Raw genomic sequence first — 18,874 nt, forward strand, 5'->3', positions numbered from 1 at the left:
AGGAGTGTTTCAGACTGATGCTGAAACACTCCTTTTGTCATGATGACGTCATTCGTAATAATCTCGTCGCATTCGCAATAGCAAGCAGTGCCACACCGACGTCCGCGAAGACAGCTTCCCACATCGTAGCAATTCCGAATAACCCTAAAACCAAAACGAGCGCTTTCGTTCCGAACGCAAAGAAAATATTTTGCCAGACGACACGTTTTGTCTGCTTCCCGAGCTTGATGGCTCGGACCACATCGTTCGGGTCGTCATGCATCAAGACAACATCCGCTGCCGTGACCGCTGTATCACTTCCAACTCCCCCCATAACAAGCCCGACATCGGCTCGTGCTAACGCTGCCGCATCGTTCATTCCATCTCCGACAAATGCAACTTTTTGGGAGGCGGTCATCTGTTCAATCGCTTCTACTTTTTCGTGCGGAAGCAATTCGCCTCGCACCTCATCTAGTCCGAGTCGTTCGCCGATTGCTGTAGCGACTTCGCGGCGGTCTCCCGATAACATCACCGTCCGGTATCCGGCTTCCTTCAACGCTTGGATTGCAGGATACGCATCCGGCTTCAACGTATCCATTAATTCGATTCGCCCTAGCCAACGATTGTTTTTCATCACGTGAACACTTGTCCCAATCGAGGTATCCTCAATCGATTGACCTAAATACCTCATATACCGAGCACTACCCACGTAAATGTGATCATCGCCATCATGGGCATGAAGACCATATCCGGGCTCTTCTTGAATCGATTCGAACGGCTGAACATCTCCGACTCGATTGACGATGGCTCGCGCGAGCGGATGATTAGATGCTCGTTCGACGCGAGCGGCAAGGTGCAACAATTCTTCAGCGTGCACCCCTTCCGTTGTCACAACGTTCGTCACTTCAAATCGCCCTGTCGTCAACGTTCCTGTCTTATCAAAGACGACAGTGTCCACTTCTGTTAACGTGTCTAAATATTCTCCACCTTTTACAAGAACACCTTGTTTAGAGCCCGCTCCAATCCCACCGAAATAACCTAAGGGAATTGAAATGACGAGCGCACACGGACAACTAATGACGAGGAAAATGAGCGCACGGTAAACCCACTCTGACAAGTCTCCCACAAATAGCGGTGGGACAAATGCGACGAGTGTCGCCATAACGACAACGAAAGGTGTATAGACTTTCGCCAATCGGGTAATCATCTGTTCTGTCTTCGCCTTTTTCCCGTTCGCCTCTTCTACGAGGGCAATCATCTTTTGAAGGCTCGATTCGGCGGCGAGCTTCGTCGTCCGGATGACGAGTCGTCCCTCCAAATTGATCATCCCCGCCAACACCTCTTCACCTGCTCTCACTTGACGAGGAACCGCCTCACCTGTCAATGAAGCTGTATCGAGTGAACTCGCACCTCTGAATACAACCCCATCCATCGGAACGAGTTCTCCGGCACGGACAATCAGGTGTGAACCGACCGCTACATCTTCTGGCAATCGCTCGACTTCTTCCTCACCAATTAGTACACGAGCGAGCGTTGGTCTCATATTTAACAAAGATTGTATCGACTTCCGCGAAGCGCGCACCGCACGCCCTTGCACGTATTCTCCAAGTTGATAAAACAACATGACTGCAACGGCTTCCGGATATTCGGCAATCGCGAATGCCCCGATGGTCGCGATGGTCATTAAGAACTTTTCGTCAAACCATTCCCTGTGCCATACATTTCGGACGGCACCATATACGACATCATATCCAGCTAGCCCATACGCTACGATGTAGCCCGGAATGGAATCCATCCAAAGGGCAATTGAAAATATGAGGGCAGCCGCAAGGAATCGCCAAAGGACCGTATCTCGTTGTTCGGTTTGATCTTCCTCTGTTTTGATAAACTTCGCACCCGGTTCGATTCGTTTCATCGTCTGCTCGATTGACTCGAGCATCGCTTTGCGTTCAGAGACATCAATCCATTCAATCACCATTCGACTCGTCGCGAAATCAATTTGACAAGATGCCACTTCTTCGCGCTTTGTAACATCCCGCTCGATTTTCGCTGCACAGTTCGTGCAAGTGATTCCAGACACAGGTAACACGTCTCGATTCCTCATCTCGTTCCCCCTAACATTCAAACGTTCATTTGAATATATCGTATCGCGAAATGAAATTCATGACAATAGGAAAAAATGACCGAATCCTAAAAGGATCGGTCATTGGATTCAAACATCTTTCTGTTCTTCGCTATGGGCCAGCGCAATTTCAACAAGCTGTCTGACATGTTCGTCGTCTAATGAATAATACACGACTTTCCCCTCTTTGCGATATTTCACCAGCCCTTGTTCGAGTAACGTCCGTAAATGATGGGATGCGGTCGCATTTGAATGACCGATGACGGCGGCAACATCACAAACGCAAAGTTCATGTTCGAGCGTCAGGACATACAGTACTTTCAAACGAGTCGGGTCAGCGAACGCTTTAAACAACCGGCTGACACGCGGGGCATCCAATTGTGCCAAGGCAGTTTGTAGCGTTGGTACGTCTTCTGATTGGATCCCAATCGTCTCACATTGGGGCACTTTCATATTTTTCACCTCGTCTTTTATGTGTATATAGTGTAGCAAAAATTCATCGATATATCTGTTATATATTATAGTTGACTTATACACTTCTGTTATAATACAATCATGACAACAACCTAAACTGTCAGACAATTTACCGAAGGAGGCATTTTCATATGAATGAATGGGCGAGCCGACTCGAATCATCTGTCGAGTTTTATCAAAAATTACCGGATAAGACATGTCAGGAATGCGGGAACCATATGGACGAACAGTGCGAATCATACGAAACGACATGTGCTTCATGCACAGAAAAGCTTCAACACGCAGAATAAACACAACACCCCTTCGACGAAGGGGTGTTGTGTTATTACATCGACCAACCGATGTAAGCCGCAATGAGTCCGAACAGATAGGTCGCAAGCAAATAGAGGCCGAATCGAACCCAGTCTTTTGTCGCAAACCGCATCAATTCCAGTTTTAAAGTCGAGAACGTCGTAAACGATCCAAAAAATCCGATGCCTAAAAAGAGGATGAGCGATTGGTAATCGGTGTGCGCGTACAAGTACCCGAGACCAAATGACCCTGTCACGTTGACGAACAACGTCGCCCAAGGAAAAGTTGAATCAAACCACTTTTTCATGACCTGACCGATTGCGAAGCGGAGAATCGAACCGATAAAGGCACCAGCTGCAATCCAGATAAGCGTCATTTCACTTCACCTCTTGTCGACGTTTTTGTTCCAATGTGATAACCAAACCAGGAACTCCATAAACCGAGTGTGATGCTGAGGAATACATATGTAACAGCGAGAAGTACATGATCATGTTCAACTAATTGAATCGTTTCTACACTAAACGTGGAAAACGTGGTAAATGATCCAATCATTCCGGTTCCGATAATCGTGACGATTTGAGGAGAAGGTTTTCCCCTTTGAAGGAATCGATGCGTCAGCCATCCTAACAGAAAGCTTCCAATTAAATTGATGAGGAGTGTCGCGACTGGAAACGGGCTCGTTCCGAAAGAAGCGACTAGTAATCCAAGTCCGTACCTTGCCAACGCTCCAACTGCACCTGCTAACCCAACGTATACGTACAGCATCTCATGCCCTCCTCCACGAAAAAGACACCTGCAACATGCAGGTGTCCATTCAACTGAAGCTATTATACCAAGCTGTCGCTGTTTACGAAATAGCTGCCGGAGCAAGAACTGCTTCGATTGCTTCAAACGCTTGATCGAGTTCTTCTTTCGTGATGACGAGAGGTGGAGCCAATCGAATGACTGTCTCATGCGTTTCTTTGCAGAGAAGTCCACGTTCTTTAAGTGCCTCACAATATGGACGAGCTGCTTCCGTCAATTCGATGCCGATGAATAATCCGCGTCCACGGACGTCGCGAATCATCGGATTATCGATTGATTTCAAACGTTCCATGAAATACGTCCCTAACTCTAACGAACGCTCGACAAGTTTCTCTTCTTCCAACACTTCGAGCGCTGCGACTGAGACCGCAGAAGCGAGCGGGTTTCCACCAAATGTTGAGCCGTGTGATCCTGGATTAAATACAGAGAGAATCTCTTGATCCGCGGCAACGCATGAGATCGGGAAGACACCGCCTCCAAGTGCTTTTCCGAGAATGTACATATCCGGTGTGACATCTTCCCACTCGATGGCAAACCATTTTCCTGAACGACCGAGCCCAGACTGAATTTCATCAGCGACGAACAGGACGTTGTGTTGTTGACAGAGTTCAGATGCACGTTTCAAGTAACCTTCTGGTGGAATGATGATTCCTGCCTCACCTTGAATCGGTTCCACGATAAACGCTGCTGTATTCTCTGTGATTGCCGCTTCAAATGCATCGATATCGCCATACGGTACGACTTTGAATCCTGGCAATAATGGTCCGAACCCACGTTGGTACTCTGCTTCAGTCGACATCGACACAGCAGCCATCGTCCGTCCATGGAAGTTTCCTGTACATACGATGATTTCAGCTTGACCTGGAATCCCTTTCACTTCATATGCCCAACGACGAGCAGTTTTTACTGCCGTCTCTACGGCTTCTGCGCCCGTGTTCATCGGCAACACCATTTGTTTCTTTGTAAGCGTTACCACTTTGTCGTAAAAACGTCCGAGTTGATCGTTGTAAAAGGCACGTGACGTCAACGTAATCTTATCCGCCTGATCTTTGAGCGCTTGAATGATTTTCGGATGGCAGTGTCCCTGGTTGACTGCAGAGTATGCACTTAACATATCCATGTAGCGATTCCCCTCAGGATCGGTTACCCAAATCCCTTTCGCCTCCGAAATAACGATCGGTAGTGGATGATAGTTGTGCGCCCCGAATTTTTCTGTCAGCTCAATCACATCATGTGTTTTTGACATATTGCTTCCCCCTTATTCAAAACTATCTTACCCTTTCAGTATATGATGTCCCTCTTTCTTTTGACAATGGCGAACTTAAGCATTCCTTGAATTGGCAAAATCAGGTACACTGACAGTAGAATATGCATTTAGCATGACAGATTGGAGGAAATGATGTGGCTTCATTGCATGATTTATCGATTGACCAATTCATCGATGCTTTATCTGTACCATGTTGTTATATTTCTCAGGATGGTATGGTTCTGTTATGGAATACACATGCCGAAGTGTTATTCGGCTGGGAACGTGAAGAAGTCCTCCATCAACCGCTTCCTGTCGTTCGGCAGTTGGAACATGCTTTAGAGACGTGGACACCGCTTCTCCTTCAATATCCATTTTCAACGACGGAGATGACGCCGTTTCAACATAAAGATGGGTCCGTCATCTACGCGACCGCATACTTGCAATCTTTTTCACTCGAAGGGATTAATGGCTATTTCCTCGCCTTCCTTCCGAAAGGGTTTGGACCGCTCATTAGCACAGAGCAGTTCAATTTGCTTCATCATTTTCAAGAAATGATCAAGCAATCGACCCATTACTTGGCGACGAACGCAAAAGGGGAAATCGTCGATATCAATCCATCTTTATGTCGTTTACTCGATGCAACGGAGCAGCAACTAATCGGACGAAACTGGTTCGAGCTCATTCATGACGCAAGTGACCAGAACAGGATTTCACGTGATGTCTTAAAGTCCTTGGCGACAAATCGCATCTGGAACGGAGAAATGCCGATATCTTGCAAAGAGCATAACCAAGAACCGTGCTGGCTTAATTTGACCGTCGTGCCGATTGTTAGTGAAAAAAATGATGTGATTCAGTATACGGCGTTTGGATTCGATGTTTCAGAAAAGAAACGTCTCGAAAAAGAAGTTCGATTCCTTGCTTATCAAAACGAATTAACAGGACTCTACAATAAAAAAGGATTCTTACGTCAATACGATTCAATCCTTCAACAAATCGATGAGCGAGAAGGACTTCTCCACATCGCTTTATTCGATATCGATCGCTTCAAAATCATCAACGAATCGTTCGGATCTCGCGTCGGGAATGAGCTCCTCGTCCAAATCAAGGAGCGCGCACTCCACCTCATCCCGGAATCCGCTTTATTGTTCCATCCGACGGGCGGACTATTCGGTGTCATGTATTTTGAAGAGTCTAAAGAAGAAGTGTTCCAATCACTCCGTCATCTGCAACACGAATTACAACGCCCATTCCGAATCTACCATCACTCGATCATGGTATCGATTTCAGTCGGCTGTGTGTTTTATCCATCTTCTGCGAGTTCACTCGAAGAACTGTATACGCGCGCCGAAAGTGCGCTCTTCAAAGGAAAACAGATTGGGGTCGGTACGATTCAATTCGTGACAAAAGATATGGATGCCGCTTTCTCAAGACAAATTCATATCGAAAAAGCCTTATATCGCGCGCTAGAAGAAAAACATTTTTATCTTGAGTATCAGCCGAAGTATGAGTTGGCGACAGACCGTCTCATCGGCTTTGAAGCGCTCCTTCGTTGGCACCACGAGGAGTTGGGACAAATCCCACCTTCCGAGTTCATTCCGCTCGCGGAAGAGATGGCACTCATCGTCCCGATCAACAACTGGGTCATTTTAGAGGCGACAAAACAATTGAAGACATGGAAAGCTGAATTTGACCAGCCTCTCTCGATGGCGATCAACATTTCACCAAACCAGTTCCGAAGCGACAGTTTCTTGAATACGCTTCGAAACATTAAGCAACAACTACAACTTGACCCGACAGATATCATATTAGAAATTACAGAAAGTTTGGTCATGCAACAAACCGATGAAATCATTGAACGCATGGAGCAGATCAAGCGACTGAATTACCGCCTGTCGATTGACGATTTTGGAACGGGCTTCTCATCCTTGCAGTATTTAAAGTCATTCCCAGTCGATGAACTTAAGATTGATAAAGTATTTCTCGACGATTGGATGACATCTAAATCCCATTTGTTAGACGTCATCGTCCATCTCGGGAAGAGCTTGAGTCTTCATGTTGTGGCCGAAGGGGTCGAAGACGAAGAAATGCTTCAACACTTAAAGTCTACCGCATGTGATTCATTCCAAGGTTACCTGTATGCAAGACCTGGTTCTCCAGAGGCAATCGAACAATTACTCCGGTCATCAAAAAACTCACCGAACGCATGAAGCGTCGGTGAGTTTTCTTATAATGCAATCGATGATGTCCAAAGGCCATATACGCCATACGTGGCACATAACAAAATAATGACGGCAATGATTGACTGCGTGCGTGTTAAGAACGGGTGTCCCTGTTCCCGTTCTGCCAACAGAAAGACAAATACACCAGGTGCGTAAAGAATCATCGCAATCAGGACGTATTCGATTCCTGAGGCATACAGTAGCCATGTGGCATATATCGAGGCGATGGCAGAGATGACCATCATCCGTAACGATGCCGTCCGCTTCGCTTCCATCCATCCATAAACTGCCGAGAAAAGATATGGAACGAGCGCTGCGATCCCGGCGATACTCGACAAGACAAGGTACGTCTGCTCCGAGAATAATGCAACAGCTGTGACGATTTGCGTAAACACCTGTGTGATCAATAATGCGTTCACTGGCGTGTCGTTTGCGTTCAGTCGATTGAACACTTTCGGGAAGACACCATCTCGACTAGCGACATATGAAATTTCTGTCGCTAAAATCGTCCATCCAAGCAATGCGCCTGTCAATGAGATGAGCAACCCGATATTAATCAGTGTCGCACCGAACGGTCCGACGACCGCTTCTAACACATAGGCCATCGATGGTTCTGGTAACGCCGCGAGTTGTTCTTGCGTCATGACACCGAACGAGAAAATCGAAATCATCATATAAATCAACAATGTGCCGATCAATCCGATCACTGTTGCTCGACCTACATCTTTTTTCTGACGCGCGCGCGAGGATAAGACGACTGCCCCTTCAATACCGACGAACGCCCATAATGTCACGAGCATCGTAGACTTCACTTGAGGGAAAACATTTGCCCAAACAAATCCCGACTCGCCCCAAAAGTCGACCCGGAACGTATCAATCTGAAACGCGAAGAGAATGAGCACGATGAACAAAAAAATCGGAACGAGCTTCGCGATTGTCGTGACGATGTTTAACAGTGCCGCCTCCCGCATTCCACGGGAAATGAGCCAAAATAATCCCCACACCAAAATTGCACTGACGAACAAACGGAACAATCGATGTTCTGCCGAGAATACAGGGAAAAAGTATGCCAACGTGCTAAAAATCAACGTGATGTTTGCCACCGTGCCAATCCATGCTGACATCCAGTAACCCCATCCACTGTTAAATCCGACAAATTTACCGAACCCTTCCCGTGCATAGGCGTAAATGCCACCTTCTAATTCAGGACGCGTGTCCGCTAAAAACTGAAAGACAAAGGCAAGCATGATCATCCCGATCCCCGTAATTCCCCATCCGATTAAAACAGGTCCTACGCCTGCCCCTTGTGCCATAGCACCCGGGAGATTAAAAGCACCTCCACCAATCATTGTCCCGACGACCATGGCCGCGAGACCGAAAAAGCCGATTCCGGCTGAATGTTGTTTCAAATTAACGCCTCCATCAATCTACAATCTAATCGAATAACTATACAAAGATACTGTATAATCATTCGTCGATTTTTCTATTCTACTTCCTAAAGGGATTGATGGATAGGTAATCTAAATAAGTTTATATTTTCGAATAATTTGAAAAATTCCATTGCATATTCATCCCAGATGTAGTTTAATTACAACATATTCTAAATTATCAGAATTTTCGGGAGGTTGTATAATGCGTAACAAAAAATGGCTAGCTTTATCGGGGGTCGCATTATTAGCGACGGCAGCTTGTAGTACAGGAGATGACTCATCAAGTTCGGAGAATTCATCTTCAAGCGATGCTAAAAAAGAAATCACAATGGTATCTGCGACAGATTTGCCACAGCTCGATCCGACGCTTACGACGGACTCGACATCGATTATCGTGACGAACAACGTGTTCGAAGGCTTATATCGTCTAGACGAGAACAACCAACCGACACCAGGAATTGCCGAAGATGTCGAAGTATCCGAGGATGGTCTTACATACACGTTCAAACTACGTGACGCGAACTGGTCAGACGGCTCACCGATCACAGCTGAAGACTTTGTGTACTCTTGGAAACGCGCACTCAATCCGGAAACAGGCGCAGAGTATGCGTATATCCTTCAAGACTTAAAAAATGCAAACAAAATTCTTGCAGGCGAAGCGTCTCTTGACGATCTCGGTGCGAAAGCAATCGACGAGAAGACACTTGAAGTTCAGTTGGAAGCACCAGCACCATATTTCTTAGGATTAACTGGTTTCCCAACATACATGCCACAAAAACAAGAGTACGTCGAAGAACAGGGCGAAGAATTCGCGACTTCTGTCGACAAAACGCTCTATAACGGTCCTTACGTATTGAGCGAATGGCAAGACAATGCAGGATGGGTCTATAAGAAAAACCCAGAGTATTGGGATGCTGAAAACGTGAAGATGGATACGATCAACGTCAAAGTCGTAAAAGACGTATCGACAGGTGTCAACTTGTTCGAGTCTGGTGAAGCGGACTACACGCTTCTCTCATCTGAATTCGTTCCACAATTTGAAGACAGCGATGAATTTAAGACGCGTGCCGATGCACGGATCAACTTCCTTCGTTTCAACCAAAAGAACGAGGCGCTTCAAAACGTCAACATCCGTGAGGCACTCGCCAAAGGATTTGACAAGCAAAGCGTGACGGATGTCATCTTGACGGACGGTTCACAACCAGCGAACTTCATCGTGGCGAAAGATTTTACATTCACAGAAGACGGCGCTGATTTCCGTGAGAAGCATCCAGACCTCCTCAGCTACAATGTTGATGAAGCGAAAGCCGCTTGGGAGAAAGGTCTTGAAGAGCTAGGAGTCGAAACAATCGAGCTCGAGTTCCTCTCACGTGATGAAGAAGCGTTCAAGAAAGTCAACGAGTTCATCAAAGGTGAACTCGAGAAAAACTTGCCTGGTTTGACGCTTAACATCAAACAGCAACCGTTCAAAAACTTCCTTGACCTTGAAGGAAAAGGTGAGTATGACGTTTCTGCTGCTGGTTGGGGCCCTGACTATCAGGATCCAATGACATACCTCGACATGTGGGTCACAGACGGACCATTCAACCGTATGGAGTACTCAAACGACGAGTATGATCAATTGATCCAATCAGCGAAGAAAGAAGCCGATCAGATGAAGCGTTGGGAAACGATGCAAGAAGCTGAACGTATCCTTCTTGAAGAAGACTTCGCAATCGCTCCGATTTACCAAAAAGGTGAGGCATACTTAGAGCGTTCAAACATCGAGAACATGTACCGTCACCCGTTCGGTGCCGATGCGAGCTTCAAGTGGCTTGACGTCAAATAATGAGAAAACATCCTTGATTCCATCTGGGTCAAGGGTGTTTTTCTGTCGTGAAAGGGGCTTCTATCTAATGAAGAGTTGGACACTATGGTTCACCTTATTAGCTGTCACCATCTGCATCATGAATGTCTCTGGATTGGATGACTTGAACATCTTATTGTTTTTGATTTCGCCTCCATTTTGGTTGCTCGAGACACCTTGGTTTTCTTCGCACGTCATTCATCCGACCGTACTTCCGAAATGGACGCTTTATGTTCTGACAATCTCTTTTTTGTTCATATTCGGGGTACTACTCGATTATCTTGTACGTTCAAGGAAAGCCGTATACAAAAAATGACTTCCATCAAATCGATGGAAGTCATTTTCGTGTATTAAGCCTCACGCTTCGCGCGGAGTTCTGCAGGTACTTTCCCACGTTTTGAAATCACTTCTGCGATTCCAACCAATACGATAAACGAAATCAATGCCGCGAAGAATCCGATCCAAATCGACGCTGTAATCCCGAGCACCAAGTAACCGATCGCCGAGACGACCGCTGCAAGAATAGCGTACGGCAATTGTGTCACCACGTGGTCGATATGGTGTGAGCCCGCTCCTGTTGAGCTGAGAATCGTTGTATCTGAAATTGGTGAACAGTGGTCACCGAACACCGCGCCGGCCAATACAGCCGCAAGTGACGCGAGAAGGAGTTCTGGTTCGACTGCCATGATCAAGTCTGCCCCGATCGGAAGCATCAAACCAAACGTTCCCCAGCTCGTCCCTGTCGAGAATGCCATGATTCCAGCAATCAAGAAGAGAAGAAGTGGCAAGTACGAAGCGGCAATCGTATCCGTGACGAAGCTCGCCAAGTATTCACCTGTCTTCATATCACTGATGACTGCAATGATTGTCCAAGCAAACAAGAGGATGAGGACGGCTGGCCACATCGCGCGGACGCCTTCCCATGCCGCTTTTCCATAGTCACGCGCCGGGATTTTACGACCGACAAGAAGAAGGAGTGCGACAATCAAGCTGATGACGACACCTGCGACGAGTGAACGCGTCACATCTGTCGATTCAAACGCCCCAATCAATGAGAAGTCCTGGCCGTCTGCTGCAAGTGCTTGTCCACCTGTGTAGAGCATCGCCGAAACAGTCGCAATGATAAGTGTGATGATCGGAACAATCAAGTCGCGAACTTTTCCACCTTCGTGTTCATGCAAATCTTCGCTCATTCCCATTGGCTTCCCTTTTGCTGAATCATACAATTCACCTTGTAGGGCACGAAGTTCATGCGTACGCATCGGTCCGATGGCAAGTCCAGTGAAAGCCACATACGCTGTCAACAAGAGTGCGAAGACGGCATAGAAGTTCATCGGAATGATTTGAATGAACGCAGAGAATGATGAGTAGCTATCAATCGAATATTTTGTCAAAATTCCAGCGATGATGGCGATGATGTACGCACCCCAACTTGAAAGCGGGCTAATGACACAGACAGGTGCTGCTGTTGAGTCAATCGTGTACGCAAGTTTCGCGCGTGAGATGTTTTTACGGTCTGTGAGTGGACGACTGATGTTCCCGACCGCCAAACTGTTAAAGTAGTCATCGATAAAGATCAAAATACCAAGACCAAACGATACGAGACGTGCACCGCGTGCCGTCTTAACGTTCGCAGCAGCCCATTCACCGAATGCGCGTGCGCCACCCGACGTTTGAATGATTGACGACAAAATGCCGAGAAGGAGCAAGAACGCAATCAACAAGACGTTCCATTCGTTAATGGCTCCATCCGACCAGAATAAGGCGATAATGTTCGACCACAAGTATTGAATCGAATCAAGTGGATTGAAACTATGCAAGAGAAGTACCCCTGCGATAATCCCGACACCGAGTGATGGGATGACCTTTCTTGTTGTGATTGCCATAATAATTGCGAGTAATGCCGGTACGAGTGAAAGTACCGAAGTTGAATAATCTACCATGCTGAATTCCTCCTTTTTTATTAGGATGAGGCCCCCCTATGCTTAAAAAAACGCAAAGCGAGGGCATCGGCAACAAAGCCGACACCCTCGCTGGATGTTCCGTCTTTCTTAGCCGACTTGGAGCGCTCCATACGTAAATATGTATGGCAGTCCGACGGGTGTTTCCCGTCAGCCCAGCACAACCCCACGGACATGGTGTTGCACTTCGGCGATCCTGCCTTTTTGTAGTCCTCATCGTTGTCATCCTCCGACTACTTACTCATCAGCATCGCACCTCTACCTCATCGATAGCACGAATATTCATTTAAAGTTACGTCTAAATTATCACAAGTTGACGTCACATATCAATAGTTTTTTTCATCACGAATGATTCGCTTCAATACAGCAAGCGCTTCTTGGTCATTCGTCTCTACTGCTTTAAAGAAATCGTTGAAGAAGTGGTATAACACGAATCGGTCAGCGTGAGACTTCGTCTGTTCTTTAATCGTAGAAAAGATGAGTCGCCGTAAACGGCGTTTCGTCTGCGTTTCTTCTGGCAGTTCTTCGCATCGGTCCTTGAAAGCACGATATACAGAATTGATCAATTCCTCATGTTCATCATACGACCGATTGTAAGCAACTTGTTCCATCTGTAATATCCCCCCTTTCAAATTTGACCCGATGAAACTTGTCGTAACTATACCAACTTCCTGTCAGTCATTCAATCGTTATCGACCGTTCTTAACAAAAATCATACGTTAGACCGAGTCAATCGTTGATGAATGAGAAAGTGGTCACGTCGAACAATCCCATGTCGGTCAATTTCAAATCCGGAATGACCGGTAAGGCAAGGAATGACATCGTCAAGTATGGGTTAAAGTGACGGTGTGCACCGACAACGTCGAGCGCATCATTTAACTGTTCGAGAATATCTGCCACTTCACGGTAAGGACGTTTCGTCATGAGACCACCGATTTCAAGCGGTAACACGGCGAGCACCTCACCTTCCGATACGGCAACGACCCCTCCACCTACTTTTTCAAGCGTTCTCGCTGCGAGTAACATATCCTCTGGGCTGACTCCAGCGATAACCAAGTTGTGGCTGTCATGGGCTACAGTAGCTGCAAGTGCACCTCGTTTTAACCCGAATCCTGTGACAGGAGCTAGCGCCATGTGACCTGTCCCATGATGACGTTCGATGACGGCGAGCGTGGCGATATCCTGAGATAAATCTGCCCCTGATGCATCTGGTTGGAACGAGAGACGTTGTCGTTTCGTCAACAAGCTGTTCGGAAGCACTTGAATGACATCCACTTCCTCGTCGCTCGGAGCAATTCGAAACGAGTCGGCTGTCAATTCAGGTAATTCGAGCTCACCTTTCATCGGCTTCGGTACTTCAATCCCATCAGCGTCAAATGTCGCATTCCCCGCTTCGGCGACGAGCGTACCGTTGACATACACTTGCTTGATTTTTACCGATTCGACGTCTGACAAGATAACGAAGTTTGCTTTCTTCCCAGGTGCGATGGCCCCGATCTCTTTTAATCCATAGGCTTCTGCAGCGTGTAAACTCGCCATCGCATAGGCCGTTTCTGGCTTGACGCCTTGCTTGATCGCTGTGCGAATGTTGTAGTCAATCCCACCTTCTGCGACCAAGTCATCCAAATGCTTATCGTCTGTACAGAAAAGGAAACGATGGGCATTGCTTTCTGTCACGGCCAAACTGACCTTCTCCACATTTCGTGCAACGGAACCTTCTCGAATTTGAACGTAAAATCCACGTCGTACCCGTTCAATCGCCTCTTCTGCCGTCGTACATTCATGGTCCGTCATGATTCCTGCTGAGCGATATACATTCAATTGATCAGGATTGAGACCCGAAGCATGGCCATCCACGACTTTGCCCGCTTGTTCCGTCTGTGCAATCTTTTGAAGCATATCCTCGCTTCCTGCTTCGACAGAAGGATAGTCCATGACTTCACCTAATCCATGCACACCAGGGTCTCCTAAAAACGGTGCCAAGTCTTCTGCGTATAACTTTGCACCTGCATGTTCGAATGATGTCGCCGGCACACAGCTCGGTAACATCATGCGGACATCGAGTGGGAGCCCTTTCGCATCCGCTAACATATATTCAATCCCAAGCGCCCCGTTCACGTTCGCAATCTCATGCGGGTCCGCAATGACCGTCGTGACCCCGAGGGGCAAGACCGCTTTCGCAAACTCATGAGGTGGGACCATCGACGACTCGATATGGACGTGCGAATCGATAAAGGACGGGGCAAGCGTCCAAGTCGGGTCATGATATTCGACCTCTCCCTCATATCCTTCCCCAATAGCCACGATAAACCCGGCATCGATGGCGACGTCCGTACGAATCGTCTCACGACTGTACACGTCAATCACAGCGACGTCTTTAAAGACGACGGCCGCTTTCTTTTTCTTTGCGGCGATGTCAATCAAATGTTGTTTCTCCATCTTTTGATCTCCTTATTCAACGTATTTTAACTATCTTACCAAGAATATTCTTTTCGTTGCAATTTCTTTTTCAAGTTGTGCGACAATGATAGCATATCGATCTGAAAGGGGTTACAACGATGCAATACAAACTAGGAGAACTGACACCACATGTCGATTCGACGACTTATCTTGCACCAGGATCACATGTCATTGGCGATGTGACAATCGGGGCACACTCAGGAGTATGGTTCAACACCGTCATCCGTGGAGACGAGGGTCCGATTCGAATCGGTTCTTATGTCAATATTCAGGATGGTTCGATGATTCATCAATATGAGGGTTCACCGACCATTATCCATGACCGTGTCTCGATTGGTCATATGGCGATGATTCACGGGTGCGAGATTGAAGAGGATTGCTTGATCGGGATGCACGCTACCGTGCTCGATGGTGCAAAAATCGGGAAAGGGTCATTCGTGGCTGCGGGTGCGCTTGTGACACCGAATATGCAAATCCCTGAAGGGGTAATGGTGATGGGCGTACCAGCAAAAGTCGTCCGTCCTCTGAACGACGAAGACCGCTTCATCATGGAGAGAACGGTTAAGAAGTATGCGAAACGTGCTGAGCAGTACAAACAGTCGTGCGTACCTGTAAGCGAAACACACAGTTTGTGAAAGCGTTTACAAGATTCATAAAATGTTAACGTTTCTCTCGAATTTTCTACACAGTTCCTTTGTATACTAATGGTGTAGCCAAGCTGACGTATTGAAAGGAGCCCACTCTATGTATCCGAACCACGATCAACTCATGTTAGACCTGTACGCCTCATCGATTAATCCAAGTTATGGCCTTCATATCGATGATTCTTTCGATGACACGCTCCATGGTGCACATCGTGAGGTTTGGGAACGTATGCATTTGGATAATAGTAGAGAAGAAGATTCTAAAAATGGAGGAACGGCTGGATGATTCCCACACCTGTGATTCAAGATTGGCTCGCAACTAAATTAAAACGATAACGGATTTATATAGACAGCGAGCGAAGGATTCTCCCTTCGCTCGCTTTTTTATTCGAAAATGGTCAAGTGTGCATCAATTGGCTGTCGTGCTTTCGGTGCAGGGATATCTGCTGTGTCATATTTCCCGATTTGCAGAAGACCGATAAACGTCTCCCCTTCCGCCCCAATCATTTCTTTCAAACGCGCATCGTCAAATAGTTCACCCGTACGCCAGACCATTCCGATCTCACGTTCACTAAATAAGAGTTGAACATTTTGAATAAATGTCGCCGTCGCGAGCAACGCGTCACGATTCCCTTTTTCCGTCTCAAATCGCTTTGCCGTCACATACATACACGTTGCTGCATTCAGGATGCGTCCTGTCACTTTTTCACGCTGTCCTTCTGACGCCTCCGAAAAGGCTGGCTCGAGCGCATCGAGTAACACTTGTTTGCCATCCCCGTTGAACACATACACGTTCCAGGGCTCGACTTTATTATGAAACGGTGCGTGGTGTGCCGATTGCAACACCTCGTAAAGCACCTTCGTATCGATCGGTTCTTCTTTGAACATCCGAACGGTGCGTCTTTCTTCAATTAGCTGTTGTGCTACTGTCTTTGTCATGACCGTCACTTCCCCTTTTTTTCTCTTCTCTATCATAATTGAAAAACGTTCTCATTTCAAAATCAAAAAAGACTACAGATTGCTCTGTAGCCTTAAATCGATTGACCAATGACCTCGCATGCCACCAGGTCTTCAAACGTTTGGCGACGTACGACGAGGCGATGATGTCCATCTTTGACGAACACAACGGCAGGACGAAGCATTTGGTTATAGTTGCTCGCCATCGAGAAGTTATACGCTCCCGTTGCTTTGACGAGTAGCAAATCACCCGGTGTGACAGGAGGGATCAAAGAGCGGTTCGAGATGATATCTCCCGACTCGCAACACGCTCCGACAATTTTTGCCTCGAGCGTCTTCTCTTCATTCATCCGAGTCGCTGCCACGACTTCATATTCTGCGTCATATAGCGCCGGACGAATGTTATCTGTCATCCCCCCATCGACGGACACAAACGTGCGTACACCACTCACTTCTTTGACGGTTCCCACCTCATAAAGCGTGGCGCCTGCATTGGCGACGAGCCAACGACCCGGTTCAATCCCGATTTTTGGAAGTGGCAATTCACGTGCCTCGACTTCCTCGACCAACGTCTCCATCACACGCTCCATCGTTTGTGCGAAGTCGAGACGCTCGTCTTCATCCAAGTAAGCGACACCGAAGCCACCACCAATGTTTAACACATCCGTCGTATAGCCGGTCTCCTGACGAATCGTATCCATGAAGCGCACCATCGTCTTCACCGTGTTGATGAAGAGGGTCGGATCTTGAATTTGAGAACCGACGTGACAGTGAATGCCCTTCAACTGTAAATGTTCCGCTTCCAACGTCGCACGAACAGCATCTAAATACGTGTCGTCATGCGTCGGGAAACCAAATTTTGTATCAACCCCACCCGTTTGAATCGCCGCATGGGCACCTCCAACGACTTGAGGCACGATGCGGAGAAGAACATCGACTTCACGATTATATTCAGCCGCAAGTCCTGACAAGAGGCTGATTTCACGCATGTTGTCGATGGTAAAGTGTGTAATCCCCTGTTCGAGTGCGAACGTGATATCCAAGATCGTTTTGTTCGACCCGTGGACGTGAATGCGCTCTGCCGGTACACCGGCATGCAGTGCCACGTACATCTCACCCCTTGAGACGACGTCGACACTTAAACCTGACGCCATTACTTTTTCATACACGGCCGCAATCGATAACGCTTTTGACGCGTATAACGCATACGTGTTCGGATACTTGTCTAGGAACGCATCCTGGACAATCCCGAGGCGACGCTCTAGTTCTGGCTCACTCATGATATATAAAGGTGTCCCGTACGTCGCTTGAAGTTCACGGACGGACACACCTTCGATCAAACATTCTGATTGATTGGTGGTGTACATACAATTCCTCCTTCAAAGCGATGGGGGACACGCCATGAACGAGCACAGAGCTGTTCTGAATTGTTGGCGTAACCAACACGTGTCACGTCATCGATTTTCGTTTCTACCCCATATAATGTGACCCGATCGCCGATTTGTACGTCGTCGTCCACTTTGATGAAGCTATGACTCATAAAGATATTGCTGACGAACGGATAGGCTTTCCCTTCAATATGAACAGGCAAGTGACGTCTCGCTCGCATTAACCCATCTCCGTATCCGACCGGAAGAACGGCAATTCGCTCCTTCGTTTCGGCTGCGTATCCCGTCCCATATCCCACATGAGCCCCCGCTTCGATGTCATGGACCGCGACCACTTCCGTCTCCCAATAGAAAGCGGGAACCAACCATTCAACCGGTTCGACCGATGAATAGCCATATAAGAAAATTCCGACACGCACATGTGTGCAATGATGCAAGCGCGCGTCATCTTGAAGCGTGGCTGCACTATTTGCCGCATGGATCAATTCAAACGTATGCCGTTCCATCAATCGTGTCGACCAGTCGGCAAAACGTTCGACTTGCACGCTATGCTCGACTTCCGCGTTATCTGCATCCGCGAGCGGGAAGTGCGTACATAATCCGACGAGGTCCAGTCCTTCATTTTGACAGAAGGCGACGATTTGTAGCGCTTCTTCAAACGTTTTGGCACCGAATCGGTTCATCCCGACATCTAGTTTCAAGTGTAGGCGAACTCCATCGAGATGCTCTCGCTGTGAGACGAGCCATTCATATGACCCGATGGCGACATCAAAGTCATGGGCATGCACGTGTTGCCACGTATAGACCGGATTCATGACGAGGACACGAGCCGATGCTGCATGCGTTCGAACTTCGATTGCTTCTTCGATTGTTGTCACCATGAAGTGACGGACCCCTTCATCATACAAAGTCGTCACAACTGGCTCCATCCCTAGGTTATAGGCGTTGTTTTTCACGACCGCAAACACGGGGCGCCCGAGCGCTTCAATCCGACGTTTGTTCTCGCGAATCGCATTCAAGTCAATTGTGACTCCCATCGTTTAAAACTCC

The 18,874-nt window shown here is 47.4% G+C and carries 18 protein-coding genes and 1 riboswitch; of the genes, 6 read left to right on the forward strand and 12 right to left on the reverse strand.

The genetic code is table 11. The annotated features are described in order from the left end of the window. Positions 1–37: 37 nt before the first annotated feature. Together PQI28_RS12860 and PQI28_RS12865 are read right to left on the reverse strand one after the other, a co-directional pair. Positions 38–2,083, reverse strand: a complete 2,046-nt coding sequence (locus tag PQI28_RS12860; RefSeq protein ID WP_339963523.1) for a heavy metal translocating P-type ATPase — start codon at positions 2,081–2,083, stop codon at positions 38–40. A 108-nt stretch (positions 2,084–2,191) separates the two neighbouring features. Continuing rightward, positions 2,192–2,554 (reverse strand): ArsR/SmtB family transcription factor, encoded by a 363-nt coding sequence (locus tag PQI28_RS12865; protein WP_214747369.1) that lies wholly within the window; start codon positions 2,552–2,554, stop codon positions 2,192–2,194. Positions 2,555–2,706: 152 nt separating this feature from the next. Here PQI28_RS12865 and yhfH point away from each other — a divergent pair, with 152 nt between their 5' ends. After that, entirely contained in the window at positions 2,707–2,865 is a 159-nt protein-coding gene (yhfH, locus tag PQI28_RS12870) for a protein YhfH (RefSeq protein WP_214747372.1), read from the forward strand. Between the two features lie 35 nt (positions 2,866–2,900). Here yhfH and PQI28_RS12875 read toward each other — a convergent pair whose 3' ends face one another. The 3 genes from PQI28_RS12875 to PQI28_RS12885 all read right to left on the reverse strand — a co-directional run bounded on the left by PQI28_RS12875 (position 2,901) and on the right by PQI28_RS12885 (position 4,916). Then, entirely contained in the window at positions 2,901–3,242 is a 342-nt protein-coding gene (locus tag PQI28_RS12875; RefSeq protein ID WP_274665118.1) for a fluoride efflux transporter FluC, read from the reverse strand. Further along, positions 3,239–3,631 carry a fluoride efflux transporter CrcB gene (gene crcB / locus PQI28_RS12880; RefSeq protein ID WP_339963524.1) on the reverse strand — a complete coding sequence of 131 codons (393 nt, stop codon included), beginning with the start codon at positions 3,629–3,631 and terminating at the stop codon, positions 3,239–3,241. Before crcB ends, PQI28_RS12875 begins: the two co-directional genes overlap by 4 nt. An 82-nt stretch (positions 3,632–3,713) precedes the next feature. Beyond that, entirely contained in the window at positions 3,714–4,916 is a 1,203-nt protein-coding gene (locus PQI28_RS12885; RefSeq protein WP_074032995.1) for an ornithine--oxo-acid transaminase, read from the reverse strand. Between the two features lie 155 nt (positions 4,917–5,071). Here PQI28_RS12885 and PQI28_RS12890 point away from each other — a divergent pair, with 155 nt between their 5' ends. Continuing rightward, positions 5,072–7,126, forward strand: a complete 2,055-nt coding sequence (locus PQI28_RS12890) for an EAL domain-containing protein (RefSeq protein WP_339963525.1) — start codon at positions 5,072–5,074, stop codon at positions 7,124–7,126. A gap of 17 nt (positions 7,127–7,143) precedes the next feature. Here PQI28_RS12890 and PQI28_RS12895 read toward each other — a convergent pair whose 3' ends face one another. Further along, positions 7,144–8,547: a basic amino acid/polyamine antiporter gene (locus tag PQI28_RS12895; protein ID WP_339963526.1), complete on the reverse strand. Its 1,404-nt coding sequence runs from the start codon at positions 8,545–8,547 to the stop codon at positions 7,144–7,146. 223 nt (positions 8,548–8,770) lie between these two features. On the opposite strand from PQI28_RS12895, the gene PQI28_RS12900 reads away from it, so the two are divergent. Together PQI28_RS12900 and PQI28_RS12905 are read left to right on the forward strand one after the other, a co-directional pair. Further along, entirely contained in the window at positions 8,771–10,396 is a 1,626-nt protein-coding gene (locus PQI28_RS12900) for a peptide ABC transporter substrate-binding protein (RefSeq protein ID WP_339963527.1), read from the forward strand. A gap of 67 nt (positions 10,397–10,463) precedes the next feature. Further along, positions 10,464–10,730, forward strand: a complete 267-nt coding sequence (locus PQI28_RS12905; protein ID WP_339963528.1) for a hypothetical protein — start codon at positions 10,464–10,466, stop codon at positions 10,728–10,730. Between the two features lie 34 nt (positions 10,731–10,764). Here the strand turns inward: PQI28_RS12905 and PQI28_RS12910 are convergent, their stop codons facing one another. The 3 genes from PQI28_RS12910 to ade form a co-directional block, all read right to left on the reverse strand. Then, a complete protein-coding gene (locus PQI28_RS12910; RefSeq protein WP_339963529.1) occupies positions 10,765–12,357 on the reverse strand; it encodes a Na+/H+ antiporter NhaC family protein in 1,593 nt (530 codons plus the stop codon). A 112-nt stretch (positions 12,358–12,469) separates the two neighbouring features. Then, positions 12,470–12,644, reverse strand: a riboswitch (Lysine riboswitch). Between the two features lie 57 nt (positions 12,645–12,701). Beyond that, positions 12,702–12,986 carry a hypothetical protein gene (locus tag PQI28_RS12915; RefSeq protein ID WP_015880753.1) on the reverse strand — a complete coding sequence of 95 codons (285 nt, stop codon included), beginning with the start codon at positions 12,984–12,986 and terminating at the stop codon, positions 12,702–12,704. 118 nt (positions 12,987–13,104) lie between these two features. Continuing rightward, on the reverse strand, positions 13,105–14,814 hold the full coding sequence (gene ade, locus PQI28_RS12920; RefSeq protein ID WP_339963530.1) for an adenine deaminase: 1,710 nt from the start codon (positions 14,812–14,814) through the stop codon (positions 13,105–13,107). 119 nt (positions 14,815–14,933) lie between these two features. On the opposite strand from ade, the gene PQI28_RS12925 reads away from it, so the two are divergent. Continuing rightward, positions 14,934–15,470, forward strand: coding sequence for a gamma carbonic anhydrase family protein (locus PQI28_RS12925; protein WP_337874438.1), 537 nt, complete (start codon positions 14,934–14,936; stop codon positions 15,468–15,470). 109 nt (positions 15,471–15,579) lie between these two features. Beyond that, positions 15,580–15,765: a hypothetical protein gene (locus tag PQI28_RS12930; protein ID WP_214696806.1), complete on the forward strand. Its 186-nt coding sequence runs from the start codon at positions 15,580–15,582 to the stop codon at positions 15,763–15,765. Between the two features lie 98 nt (positions 15,766–15,863). On the opposite strand, the gene PQI28_RS12935 is transcribed toward PQI28_RS12930, so the two are convergent. The 3 genes from PQI28_RS12935 to alr all read right to left on the reverse strand — a co-directional run bounded on the left by PQI28_RS12935 (position 15,864) and on the right by alr (position 18,861). Beyond that, on the reverse strand, positions 15,864–16,418 hold the full coding sequence (locus PQI28_RS12935) for a nitroreductase family protein (protein ID WP_339963531.1): 555 nt from the start codon (positions 16,416–16,418) through the stop codon (positions 15,864–15,866). Positions 16,419–16,510: 92 nt separating this feature from the next. After that, complete coding sequence (gene lysA / locus PQI28_RS12940) at positions 16,511–17,803, reverse strand: diaminopimelate decarboxylase (RefSeq protein ID WP_224863375.1); 1,293 nt, start codon at positions 17,801–17,803, stop codon at positions 16,511–16,513. Beyond that, positions 17,773–18,861, reverse strand: a complete 1,089-nt coding sequence (alr, locus tag PQI28_RS12945; protein WP_224863377.1) for an alanine racemase — start codon at positions 18,859–18,861, stop codon at positions 17,773–17,775. The genes lysA and alr overlap by 31 nt, the downstream gene beginning before the upstream one ends. Between the last annotated feature and the right edge of the window lie 13 nt (positions 18,862–18,874).

Source organism: Exiguobacterium sp. USCH10, from assembly GCF_037619445.1.
GTDB classification, from domain to species: Bacteria; Bacillota; Bacilli; order Exiguobacteriales; family Exiguobacteriaceae; genus Exiguobacterium; species Exiguobacterium aestuarii_A.